This is a genomic window from Bacteroidota bacterium (assembly GCA_016722565.1).
GTDB lineage: Bacteria > Bacteroidota > Bacteroidia > 2-12-FULL-35-15 > 2-12-FULL-35-15 > 2-12-FULL-35-15.
The window spans coordinates 643,522-655,483 of sequence record JADKIU010000007.1 but is presented as its reverse complement, the minus strand read 5'-3'; the positions used below and the strand labels follow the sequence as shown (position 1 = coordinate 655,483).

Below are 11,962 nucleotides of genomic sequence, written 5' to 3'. Positions count from 1 at the left end.
TCATTCAAACAAGTAAACAGTATGATAGCGTTTTCTGAAACTTCGAATCAAATTCAATGTGTTAGTAGTTTTCATGAACTTATTTCCACACCGTTTCAGGGAGAAGTGAATGCTATTTGCTGGACCCGCAAACTACAAGGTAATTTTTCGGAGATTGCGAATAAGATCGAACTAAAAGAAAATATAGCAGTAATTGATCAGGATGAACTTTTTGAACTTCAATTGAGTGAACAAGGACAACTTGCTCGCGAAATTCTTTTAAATGACTTAAAGATGTTGAAAGCTCATGGCGCTTCTCCAATCCTCAATTTGATCAAGTGTTATGAGAGAGATGATACCTATCCGTTTTTTCCAAGAGATGTTTACTCTTTTCATGTAGATCGATCTCCGGTACCAACCGATACTTTTTTATGCACGTATGATGGCGAGTCAAGTGAAATAGTGCCAAATGCACAAGCGAAACAAAAAGTGCTTGTTCCCGAAATACGTGATGAACTCAAAAAAATATATGGTGGAGCTAATGAAGGATTTGAATCGTTTTTAAATGAACAATTTTTTGATTTGCATTATCTGCCTAACTCTAATGCACAACCTATCAGCTTAGGACTTGGTCATTTATGGAAGTTGGCGGTTGACCATCCTGAAAGTCTTGTTCTCCCGTGTATTCATCGTGCTCCAAAAGAAAAAAATGGACAGAGCCGGCTATTGATGATCTGTTGAAGAAAAAGGTAAGACGAATTTCACTTTAGAATTAGATTTATTAATTATTTTAACACCCTCCTGACATCCCAAATGGAATTTGAAATTCCTGTGCAACATTTTTGCCGTTTGAATTTTTTGCCGGTTTCCAATTCGGCATTTTGTTAATCGCATTTATAATTTGTAAATCTGTTGTTGCATCCATTGACGAACGTGACATCTTTACATTCATCACTTTGCCGTGTTCATCAACACTAAACTTTACAACTGCTTGTGGGAGATTTCGGAACGCTTTTTTCTCAGAAACTTTTTCAAAAATATTTTCATTCAGATAATTTGTCAACTGCTTATTGCCACCCGGAAATTCCGCTTCTGATGCTGGTACCACGGTGATATTCAAATTGCCTTCTATTAACTTGTTGGCCACAATTGTATTACTTAATTGCTTCTTGTATTTGAACCGAATAACAACATTGATATCACTTCCCAGGTCAGCACTCTTGATGTTGTTTTTTTGTTCGGTTGTTAGCGCTTCTTTTGCCCCTGTGGATGTTACAACAACACCATTGTGTGTCGTAGAAATTTCAACCGAAACATAATCTACAATTGTATTATAACCACCTTGAGGATATGCAAAAAAGCCCAGCGGATAATTTAATTTTCTTTGTTCGTCCAGTTCAACACGATCCTTGTTAGGCAAAATCAGTAGGTGCCACAACACAGGCGAAAGGTCTGTAACAAATTTGGCATCATTCAATTTATCTTTTTTTACAGATGGATTAAGTCTGCCGAAATACTCAAATTTGGAAGGTTGAGAAATCCCATTGATCACGATTAAAAGTAATAGCGAAAAAACGATTTTATTTTTCATAACGTTGTTTTTTATAAAAGTAGTTTTTATTTCGATGGCATTGCTTTTATTGCCAATACATATTTAGTAACAGCATCTTTTTGTGTATTTGATAAATAGGCTCTTTGCGTCATATCTTCAAGAATGCTTTTCCATTGTGCTTGCTCATATTGATGAATGTTAGAAACACCATGACAATTGATACAAGCACCTGTTGTAAAAATTGCATGTCCTTCTTTTAGTTGTTCTAACGTAGCATCTGAATATTGTTTTTGAATGGCAGCCAACGCGTCATCCCCGGGAGCCGGACTTCCATCCACCGGTTGGGATAACGGAAAAGGGGGAGCGGATGACGTAGTATTTGGTGATGAGACAGGTGTGGTTATCGCTGCTTTTTTTGTTGTGTGACAAGAGGTAAACACTAAAATGGGTATAAAAATTAAACCGAGGAATGTTTGCTTCATAATGTGAGTTTTAAAGAGATACAACAAATGTAGTGGTGAATGAAAAGCGACCTTGTTACTAACTCGTTATTGGGTTGTTAATGACTTGTTAATGTATGTTCAATGCCATATAAAATGGTTAATTTTGAATATCCAAATGATGTTCAATCGAACCAATATATTTATTGCCATTGCTTCCATCGCTTTGTTAAGCGTATTGGTGATTCAAGTGAATTGGATTTTTCAAACTGCAAAAATAAAAGAAGAGCTTTTTAACGAAAAAGCGGAGCTGGTGCTTGCAAAAACAACAGATGCTCTTTATTCGGATCAGCAAATGTGTCAAACGATTGAAGCCTCTTCGGAAACGATAAACACTTCCGGCTATGTTGCAACACTGCCAGGAAAAGAAATTCGAAAAATAGATTCTTTGCTACAGCATGCGATGAAATTTTATGGTTTTCATGTAGACTATTCTTTTGAAGTTATTAAATCGGGGCGGATACCTCTTGGTGCAGGGAATACTTCCACATACACATCCTCTTCTTTGGAGCAACCTGCTTGCGGTGAGATTGGACTACAAGATGCTGTAAATAAAAACGGATTTGAATTGAAACTTATTTTTCCTGAAAAGAAACAATTTATTATTGCTGAAATGGGTGTATTATTCATCACCTCTCTTTTATTGATAATTGTTGTGCTGGTTTTGTTTTGGCGGACGATTCGATCGCTTTTGAAAGAGAAAAAAATATCAGAACATACCACCGAATTTTTAAACAATATGACGCATGAGTTTAAAACACCATTAACTAATATTGCGTTAGCCGGTAAAATGATTGTGAAAGATTCAACCATTAAGGAAGAAGATAAAATAAAACACTACTCAGCAATTATATTGGAGGAAAATGAAAAGTTGAGGCTTCAAGTGGAGCAAGTGTTAAGCATGACGGCACTTGAAAAGGGTGAAATACCATTGCAAAAAACAGAATTGGATGTGCATCAGCTGCTACAGGATTGTATAAAATCGATGACGATACAGATTGAAAACAAACATGGGCAAATTCAATTGAAACTGAATGCTAATAATTTTGTGATAATGGGCGATAAATCACATCTTGCCAATGCCTTTTCTAATTTGATAGACAATGCCATCAAATATTCTTCGGGAAAACCGGAGTTGACTATTGAAACGTTTAATAGAAATAATAATTTGGTTGTTGTGGTTGCTGATAAAGGCATCGGGATTGAAAAAGAATATCAAAAGAAAGTGTTCGAGAAATATTTTAGAGTGCCTACCGGAGATGTACATGATGTAAAAGGATTTGGATTGGGATTAGCGTACGTAAAAACAATTGTTGAATTGCATGGTGGAACCATCGAACTTCAAAGCGATAAAGGCACAACATTTAACATCTTGATTCCTTATGCCTAAAACCCAACTAAACATATTACTTGCCGAAGACGATCTGAATCTGGGAATTCTTTTGGTGGATTATCTGGAAACAGAAGGGTTTGACTTGAAGCTTTGTAAAGATGGCGAGTTAGCATTAAAGGCATTTCAAAATCAATCTTTTGATTTATGTTTGTTGGATGTGATGATGCCGAAGATGGATGGTTTTTCTTTAGCAAAAGCAATCCGATTAATAGATAAAAACGTGCCCATTATTTTTATCACTGCAAAATCATTAAAAGAAGATAAATTAAAAGGATATGATTTAGGTGCCGATGATTATATCACCAAACCGTTTGATGAGGAAGAACTTCTGTGGAAAATAAAAGCGGTTATTCGAAGGACTCCTGAAAATAAACGTGACAAAAGCGTAGAAATAATTTCACTCGGAAAATTCAGATTTGATTATCCGAATCAATCCTTAAAGATGGGTGAAAGCACAAAACGAATTACTGAAAAAGAAAGTGAAATTCTATACTATTTATCCAATCATCGGAATGTTGTCATCAAACGTGAAGAACTCCTGAAAGCATTATGGGGTGAAAACGATTATTTTTTAGGCAGAAGTTTAGATGTGTTCATCACTAAAATTCGTAAATATTTAAAAGACGATTCGGACATTACCATTGAAAATGTTTTTGGTGTAGGATTTATCTTTAATGTCCCTTCAAACTAATTTTTTATGCGTCAATCTTAAGGGAGGTCATCGTTAAAGAACCAGCAACTGCTTTATCATTAAACAATGAAATTTTTTCATTCTTTTCTTTTAATGCCAGAGCATAGATGAGTGGTAAATAATGTTCCGGACTTGGTATCGATAAATCAAATGCTTTTCCTTGCGATTTAAAATTGATCAGTGGTTTGTGGTCATCTGACAAAATAAATTTTTTCATTTTTTCACTGGCTTCGATTGCCCAATCATAACCATAATTCGTTTCATTTAATTTATCCCAGGCAATCATTCCTAAGTTGTGTACCATGTTGCCACTGCCAACAATCAACACACCTTTGTTCCGCAGAGAGGCGAGTTCTTTTGCTAAGTCGTAATGGTATTGTGCTCCTTGTGTATAATCAATGCTCAGTTGTAGCACAGGCACATCAGCTTTCGGGTATAAATGTTTCACAACCGACCAGGTTCCATGATCCAATCCCCATTTATCATCCAGTCCTACAGCTGTCTTTTTTATGGTCGCTTTTGTTTCATTTGCATAATGCGGACTTCCTGGCGCGGGATATTGCACATCAAATAACGCTTGGGGAAACCCTCCGAAATCATGAATGGTTCGTGGTTTTTCCATGGCGGTAACAAACGTCCCTTTTGTTTCCCAGTGAGCCGAAACAACGAGAATGGCCTTGGGTTTGGGAATATCTTTTCCGATGTTTCTAAAGCCGGTTACAAATTCATTTTCTTCAATGGCATTCATCGGACTGCCATGTCCTAAAAACAAAACAGGCATTTTTTCTGTTACAGATAAGTTACTCGTTAAGGTATCCAGTTCTTTTAATTTCATAGCAGCAAGAGATAAGGGTGATAAGGCAAGGAGCTTTAAAAAGTCGGATCGTTTCATCGCATTCGGATTGTATTGTAAAGATAACAATTATGTACTTCAAATTGTTTGGGAATATTCAACACAAAAACGACAAATCTAAAAATCATAATTTTATTAATCGATGCAATTCCTTTAATATTTCGTAAATTCGCATTCCTATTTAAGGCATTTATGAGCAAACCAAGTTTTGATGAAATTTATATGGAGTTGGCAGAAAATCTTGCCAAGCGTTCCCATTGTGTAAAGGCGCAAGTTGGTGCTGTGCTCACAAAAGACACACGTATTGTTTCTTTAGGCTACAATGGTCCTCCTGCAGGCACGCACAATTGTGATATTGATTTTGAAAAAGACGGTTGTCCGCGCGATAGTAAAGGCAGCTGCTCCTTAGCATTACATGCCGAACAAAATGCCATCTTATATGCCTCTAAAAATAAAGTGTCGATTGAGGGATGTACGCTTTATGTTACGCTTTCACCTTGCATTTCGTGTGCTCGTGTGATTTATACGATGGGGATCAAAAAAGTTTATTACTTAAATTCTTATGCTGATTTTAAAGGATTAAAAAGCGATGAAGGCGTTGATTTCCTTCAAAAATTTGGAGTAGAAGTTGTGCGTTACTCAAAAAAATTGCCTACAGTTTAATTGCCCACTTAAAATGAATCGTCCTAAATTTTACATATATCTTCCCATTGTTTTTGCATTAGTGCTCATTCTGGGAATTTTTATCGGAAGCACATTCAATCTTAGAACAACTCCCGGAACCATTTCTGTTGACGGAAATGGAGCGTACAGTAAAATTGACCAGATATTGAAGTATGTAGAAGAGCAATATGTGGATACCATTAAAACCAAGGACTTAGTTGATAAAACAATTGTTTCTCTCTTAGCGAATTTAGATCCACATTCCAGTTACATCACAGCAGAAGAACTGATTGCCAGCAACGAACCTTTGTTAGGAAATTTTGAAGGGATAGGTGTTGAATTTAATATAGTGGAGGATACCATTCGTGTTATTGCGGCCATTCCCGGTGGCCCGTCCGAATTGGTTGGCGTACAAGCAGGCGACAAAATTATTAAGGTGGATGGGAAAGTAGTGGCTGGTATTAAAATCACCAACAAACAGGTGATGGAAAACTTAAAAGGCAAAGGTGGTACAAAAGTAAAAGTAAGTATGATGCGCAGAGGAAAACGCGGGTTACTTGATTTTGTAATTACGCGTGGAACAATTCCAATACATAGCATAGACGTGTCCTACATGGTGAATCCGAAAACAGGATATATAAAGATTAGTCGATTTGGAGCTACCACTTATGATGAATACATGCAAGCGTTTGAAAAATTGCGTGGGCAAGGAATGCAACAATTGATTATTGATTTGCGTGGGAATGGCGGTGGATTCTTGAATTCAGCGGTTGACATTGCCGATGAATTATTGAGTGAAGGAAAAGAAATTGTTTACACCATCGGTAAAGCGCGCCCAAGAAAGGATTACAAAGCAACACGAAGAGGTGAATTTGAAAACGGAAAATTAATGGTGTTGATTGATGATGGCTCGGCATCGGCCAGTGAAATTTTAGCGGGCGCTTTACAAGATAATGACCGCGCAACCATTATTGGCAGACGTTCGTTTGGAAAAGGATTGGTGCAGGAACAAAGTGAATTTTCTGATAGTTCAGCCATCCGATTAACCATTGCCCGTTATTATACTCCAACCGGTAGAAGTATTCAAAAATCGTATGCAGATGGTGTGGAAGCATATTACGAAGAAGAGAATAATCGGTATGCAAATGGGGAGTTGGAAAATGCAGATAGCATTAAAATTACCGACTCGATAAAATTTACAACCCCTGCAGGTAAGATTGTTTATGGCGGAGGCGGAATTATTCCGGATGTATTTGTTGGACTGGATACAGCAGGACGATCACTTTATTTAACGGAAGTGTTTTTTACCGGTACAGCCAACGACTTTGCATTTGAATATGCAGATAGAGAACGCACAAAGTTAAAATCCTACAAAACGGTAGAAAATTTTAATAAGTCGTTTGTTGTTACTCCGGCAATTTTGGAGGAGTTTATTGCCTATGCTGAAAAGAATAAAATTAAACGGAATAATAAGGAAATTGCGATTTCTCAAAACATTTTGAAGAACCAGTTAAAAGCTTTGATTGCTCGTAATATTTTTAATGGTGAAGGTTATTATCAGGTGATTCAAACACAAGACAATGTGCTGAAAAAAGCAATTGAGTTAATGAAGTAACGCGTTTCCAAAAGATGGATAAATAAAAACGCCTCTCAAACATTGTTTGAGAGGCGTTTTTATTTTGTAATCACTGATTAGTGAGCAGCTTCAGTTGTTGTAGCAGCAGAATCAGGAGTAGCAGTAGCTGTAGTGTCAGGAGCTGTTTCAACAGCAGCGCTAGCAGCGTTGAACAAAGAATCCATTTTAGCTTTTGCTTCAGCTTCCATTTTAGCAGCTTCTTCTGCAGACGGTCCGCAAGAAACGATGCTTAATGCACCTGCTACGAACAATAAAGAAAATAATTTTTTCATTTTGTTTTTGTTTTGTTTTTTGATTAATACTAGTATCTGGGCGCAAAGGTAGCTAAAAATCCATACGCACAAAATCTTATAGCTATCTAAAACACAATTATTTAAACAAAGCATTGTTAAGAACCCTAAAAAACAACGATTCTTTCTCACCTTTTGACTAAAAACGGTGTAAAAAGACCTATCTTTGCAACTCAATTAAACAATAATTAACCCTTAAAAATATAAACTATGGCTTTCGAATTACCTAAATTACCGTATGCCTACACAGCATTAGAGCCTCATATTGATGCTCAAACGATGGAGATTCATCATTCAAAACATCATCAAGCCTATGTAACGAACTTAAATGCAGCGATTGCAGGTTCTGAAACAGAAAAATTGAGTATCGAAGAAATCTGCAAAAACATTTCGAAATACCCGATGCCGGTTCGTAACAATGGTGGTGGACACTATAATCACTCCCTTTTTTGGACAGTAATGGGTCCAAATGCCGGTGGTGAACCTACAGGCGACTTGGCAGCAGCAATTACCAGTGCTTTTGGTTCGTTTGCTGACTTTAAAACGCAATTTGCGACTGCAGGAGCAACTCGTTTCGGTTCAGGTTGGGCATGGTTGATTGTAAAAGATGGAAAATTAGCGGTTTGTTCAACTCCAAATCAAGATAATCCTTTGATGGATATTGCGGAAGTAAAAGGAACACCGATTTTAGGAATGGATGTGTGGGAACATGCATACTACTTAAAATATCAAAACAAACGCCCGGATTATATCGCAGCTTTTTGGAATGTTGTGAATTGGGCAGAAGTTGCTAAGCGCTTTGCAGCAGCAAAATAATTAAAATCTAAATTTTAAAGGGGATGCGTTAAAGCATCCCCTTTTTTATTTCTTAAACGTTTTGGATACTAAAAAAATAAGTTTCATTATTTCGTTTGTTTTTTGCTTTTGCTTTTCAGCAAAAGCCATGGAACATAAAACGGAAAGGGAGTTGTCTACGATTTACATCGTTGAATCAGCTGACACACTTATTTTACAAATCGATAAAGCGGTTGCAGATTCGATCGTAAAAAAGAATTCGAGCAAGGAACAAAACAAAAAAAAACTCATTTCTGCCTTTTTTGCTTTCCCTTTCCCTTTAGGATTTATGGGCGCTCACAGAGTGATGTTGGGAACAAAACCATGGGTGCCCGTTGTTTATGTGGCAACATTTGGAGGCTGTTTTGGAGTGCTTCCGCTGATTGATTTTTTTGTAATTACATTTAGCAAAGACATTGAGCAGTACGAAAACAATCCCAACATTTTTATGTGGTTGAAATAAGTTCAACGTCCAAAGTTTGAAAGTTAAAAGTTTTTGTAGTTTAGATTCGTAATCATGAAAGTCGGTTTATTCTTCGGTTCCTTTAATCCCATCCATGTTGGACACATGGTGATTGCGAATTATATGTTGGCAAATTCCGACCTGGATCGTATCTGGTTTGTGGTTTCTCCACACAACCCACTCAAAGAAAAGAATTCACTCCTCCCGGAAACGCATCGCTTGCAGATGGTGACCCTTGCCATTGGGGATAATAATAAAATGAAAGCGAGTAATATCGAATTTAAATTGCCCCAACCTTCTTATACCATCAATACATTAGCACATTTAAAAGAGAAGTATCCGAACAATGATTTTGCATTGATCATGGGAAGCGACAATCTGGAAGGGTTTCACAAATGGAAAAATTACGAAGAAATTTTAAAACACTACGAATTGTATGTGTATCCGCGTCCGAATATTAAAGGCTCAGAGTTGTTTAATCATAAACGAGTAAAAATGATTGATGCTCCCTTAATGGAGATTTCATCCACCTCTATCCGAAAGGCGATAAAAGACAAAAAAGATGTTCGCTATTTCGTTGCTCCTGCTGTGTGGGAATACATGCGAGAGATGCATTTTTACGAAAAATAAGTAAGTGCCATAAAAATGCCCCTGCATTTCTGCAGAGGCATTCGCATCTAAAAATTTTAATTACAGCTCCTAGTTCGAAGCTCCCAAATCGAATTTTAATGCATCTTCAAAGGCCATTTCTGTTTCGCCTTCAGCAACAATACCATTTCCGATTGTTAAGCCGGTTTCCTTAGGTGACAACACTTTTTTGTTCGCTTTGATACTAGCAACAGATGTTACACTAAGTCCGTTTAACTCCAGTTTAAGTTCCTTTAAACACATACCCAATGCAATAGCTTTTGGTGTATTTGTTACAATGAACTCAATGTCGAAATCATCATTTGATTTTGACTTCACGGTAAAGTCGATTTTGTTTTCAATGCAATATTCAATCAATGTAGAAATGTTTTTTTTCTTCACTGTAACGGTAGGAGTCGCTTCGTTCATAAAACTCATGGCAAAAAATTTTTAAATTGATTTAAATAATTGTTTTAATAACCAACATAAAGTTAAGTCTTTCTTAGTCGAAAATAAAGACCAAAATATGAACAGCGTGAAGCCCGATTGTTCATTAATTGTTTAAAAGTGGAGGGGTGAAAACGAGGCAAAAAATGATAAAATGAGGGTATATTTCGCCAAAAATCACCAAAAATTGATGAAAATGAGAGAAAATGACTAAAAATGACAGATAATAAAATTAGTTTTTAACTAAGCTTAGGATAGAGTCAAAAATCCAACGTCCATCAATGTTGCTTAATTCACCATCGGTTGCTCTTTCAGGGTGAGGCATCATTCCAAACACATTTTTACCAGCATTACAAACACCAGCAATGTTTTCTGTTGCCCCATTTGGATTAGAAGCATCCGTTACATTTCCATTTTCATCGCAATAGCGGAAAATAATTTGTCCGTTTGCATTTAACTGTTTGATGGTGTCAGCATCCGCATAATACTTCCCTTCACCATGAGCAATAGGTATTTTAAGCGCTTTTTCAAGCGGAACTTCGGATGTAATTAAAGTAGAATTGTTTTCTGCTTTTATAAATACGTTTTTGCAGATAAACTTTCGTTCGTTATTGTGTAATAAGGCTCCCGGAACCAATCCGGCTTCACATAAAATTTGGAATCCATTACAAACACCCAGCACATATCCACCTTTGTTGGCAAACTCAATCACTTTTTCCATGATTGGTGAAAAACGCGCAATCGCTCCGGAACGAAGGTAATCGCCATACGAAAACCCTCCCGGCAGCACTATAAAATCACAGCCCTTCAAATCGGTATCTTTGTGCCACAACTCAACCACATCCTGCCCCATGATGTCTCTTAAAACATAAATCATGTCTTGATCACAGTTTGACCCCGGGAAAATAACAACTCCAAATTTGCTCATACTATATTTTTTAAAACGATTAATCCCGATCGTTATCGGGAGAGGCGTAAAGTTAGAAATAAAATAAGCTCAAATATTCCTTCTTGATAGATTGTTAAAAAAATCTATAAGATCAAATTCACAAACAAGGAAGAAAGCAGCAATAAGAATAAAAATTCGGCCCACCATTCCTTTTTAATATGAGTAAAGTAGTTGGCACAAAATATAGCGGAAGGGATGGCCAGTGCTGAAAAGTATTTGGTGGAGATTTCCGGAGCCAATAAAATGGAGAAAGCGGAAAAGAACAAAAACCAAACAAACAGGATAACAGACTTTTTTGTGCGTTGGGAACCAATTCCTACGCCTAGAATGATTTTAACAATGGCAAAGAAAACGATCACCCAGCCAATGCCAATCATGAAATAAAAGGTTTTGGGGAAATCCAACACCGGTTTTTCTCGAATAAACTGGTAAAACATCTTGTCATAAAACAAATATTCCAGTGTATCATTCCAAAAATAAACCGTGAGGACAAACAAATAGGGAATTACCGCCCCAAAAAAGGAAATGATCCATTCTCTCCAGTTAAAAGGGCGTAAGAGGATGAGTGCAACACCTAATAAGGGTAAAAAAACGACAAAAGGAAAGTAAAACAAGGAAGCGATGGAAATCAATAAACCGGCATCAAACGACTCAGAAAAGGCTTTGTCTTTGCGGTAAGAGCTTAATAACCGGTGCAAAGCAAATAAAATGAATAGATTCCCGAACAGCAGCGGATGCAACATCAACATTGCATCATTATTACTCATAAAAACAATGTAAAAGAGGGCCGGTAAATAGTTTTGTTTCTCCAAAACCTCATTTTCGTTCACAATAAAATTGAGTAAAAACGCCTCCCCGATAATTAATAAAAGCCCGATTGTTGTGGATAACCAAGGAATTGTAGTAAAAATCCCTGCAATTAAATCGTACAGGGGCATGGCGTGCTTTACCGGAAGAGGAGCGTTAGGGTTTATATACCCAAACACCCAGATAATAATAGCAATCAGGGGCAAAAAGAGTAATGCAGAAGCATTGTTGGATTTAAAAAACCGTATAAACATATTTCAGTTGCTAAAATTAGCTTA

Annotated in this window: 15 protein-coding genes; 8 read left to right on the top strand and 7 right to left on the bottom strand. The window is 36.8% G+C overall.

All coding sequences use genetic code 11. The features are described 5' to 3' along the window. Nucleotides 1-21: 21 nt before the first annotated feature. On the top strand, nt 22-720 hold the full coding sequence (locus tag IPP64_17740; GenBank protein ID MBL0331206.1) for a hypothetical protein: 699 nt from the start codon (nt 22-24) through the stop codon (nt 718-720). Between the two features lie 49 nt (nt 721-769). Here IPP64_17740 and IPP64_17735 read toward each other — a convergent pair whose 3' ends face one another. Together IPP64_17735 and IPP64_17730 are read right to left on the bottom strand one after the other, a co-directional pair. Continuing rightward, nucleotides 770-1,570 carry an energy transducer TonB gene (locus IPP64_17735; GenBank protein ID MBL0331205.1) on the bottom strand — a complete coding sequence of 267 codons (801 nt, stop codon included), beginning with the start codon at nt 1,568-1,570 and terminating at the stop codon, nt 770-772. A 26-nt stretch (nt 1,571-1,596) separates the two neighbouring features. Beyond that, entirely contained in the window at nt 1,597-2,013 is a 417-nt protein-coding gene (locus IPP64_17730; protein ID MBL0331204.1) for a hypothetical protein, read from the bottom strand. Nucleotides 2,014-2,149: 136 nt separating this feature from the next. On the opposite strand from IPP64_17730, the gene IPP64_17725 reads away from it, so the two are divergent. Together IPP64_17725 and IPP64_17720 are read left to right on the top strand one after the other, a co-directional pair. Next, the gene (locus tag IPP64_17725; protein ID MBL0331203.1) at nt 2,150-3,421 is read left to right on the top strand and encodes a HAMP domain-containing histidine kinase; all 1,272 of its coding nucleotides are present in this window, start codon (nt 2,150-2,152) and stop codon (nt 3,419-3,421) included. After that, entirely contained in the window at nt 3,414-4,115 is a 702-nt protein-coding gene (locus tag IPP64_17720) for a response regulator transcription factor (protein MBL0331202.1), read from the top strand. The genes IPP64_17725 and IPP64_17720 overlap by 8 nt, the downstream gene beginning before the upstream one ends. A gap of 4 nt (nt 4,116-4,119) precedes the next feature. Here IPP64_17720 and ygiD read toward each other — a convergent pair whose 3' ends face one another. After that, on the bottom strand, nt 4,120-5,007 hold the full coding sequence (ygiD, locus tag IPP64_17715) for a 4,5-DOPA dioxygenase extradiol (protein ID MBL0331201.1): 888 nt from the start codon (nt 5,005-5,007) through the stop codon (nt 4,120-4,122). A 153-nt stretch (nt 5,008-5,160) separates the two neighbouring features. Between ygiD and IPP64_17710 the strand changes: the two genes are divergently transcribed. Both IPP64_17710 and IPP64_17705 read left to right on the top strand, forming a co-directional pair. After that, complete coding sequence (locus IPP64_17710) at nt 5,161-5,631, top strand: dCMP deaminase family protein (protein MBL0331200.1); 471 nt, start codon at nt 5,161-5,163, stop codon at nt 5,629-5,631. A gap of 13 nt (nt 5,632-5,644) precedes the next feature. Next, nucleotides 5,645-7,246 carry a PDZ domain-containing protein gene (locus IPP64_17705; GenBank protein MBL0331199.1) on the top strand — a complete coding sequence of 534 codons (1,602 nt, stop codon included), beginning with the start codon at nt 5,645-5,647 and terminating at the stop codon, nt 7,244-7,246. 77 nt (nt 7,247-7,323) lie between these two features. Here IPP64_17705 and IPP64_17700 read toward each other — a convergent pair whose 3' ends face one another. Further along, complete coding sequence (locus IPP64_17700; GenBank protein MBL0331198.1) at nt 7,324-7,539, bottom strand: hypothetical protein; 216 nt, start codon at nt 7,537-7,539, stop codon at nt 7,324-7,326. Nucleotides 7,540-7,767: 228 nt separating this feature from the next. Between IPP64_17700 and IPP64_17695 the strand changes: the two genes are divergently transcribed. From IPP64_17695 to IPP64_17685, 3 genes are all read left to right on the top strand, one after another. After that, nucleotides 7,768-8,373: a superoxide dismutase gene (locus tag IPP64_17695; GenBank protein ID MBL0331197.1), complete on the top strand. Its 606-nt coding sequence runs from the start codon at nt 7,768-7,770 to the stop codon at nt 8,371-8,373. A gap of 127 nt (nt 8,374-8,500) precedes the next feature. Next, the gene (locus IPP64_17690; protein ID MBL0331196.1) at nt 8,501-8,854 is read left to right on the top strand and encodes a TM2 domain-containing protein; all 354 of its coding nucleotides are present in this window, start codon (nt 8,501-8,503) and stop codon (nt 8,852-8,854) included. A gap of 54 nt (nt 8,855-8,908) precedes the next feature. Then, nucleotides 8,909-9,484 (top strand): nicotinate-nucleotide adenylyltransferase, encoded by a 576-nt coding sequence (locus IPP64_17685; GenBank protein MBL0331195.1) that lies wholly within the window; start codon nt 8,909-8,911, stop codon nt 9,482-9,484. A gap of 69 nt (nt 9,485-9,553) precedes the next feature. Here the strand turns inward: IPP64_17685 and IPP64_17680 are convergent, their stop codons facing one another. The 3 genes from IPP64_17680 to IPP64_17670 all read right to left on the bottom strand — a co-directional run bounded on the left by IPP64_17680 (nt 9,554) and on the right by IPP64_17670 (nt 11,938). Beyond that, nucleotides 9,554-9,919, bottom strand: coding sequence for a hypothetical protein (locus IPP64_17680; protein ID MBL0331194.1), 366 nt, complete (start codon nt 9,917-9,919; stop codon nt 9,554-9,556). 241 nt (nt 9,920-10,160) lie between these two features. Further along, nucleotides 10,161-10,856 (bottom strand): phosphoribosylformylglycinamidine synthase subunit PurQ, encoded by a 696-nt coding sequence (gene purQ / locus IPP64_17675; GenBank protein ID MBL0331193.1) that lies wholly within the window; start codon nt 10,854-10,856, stop codon nt 10,161-10,163. A gap of 104 nt (nt 10,857-10,960) precedes the next feature. After that, complete coding sequence (locus tag IPP64_17670; GenBank protein ID MBL0331192.1) at nt 10,961-11,938, bottom strand: hypothetical protein; 978 nt, start codon at nt 11,936-11,938, stop codon at nt 10,961-10,963. Between the last annotated feature and the right edge of the window lie 24 nt (nt 11,939-11,962).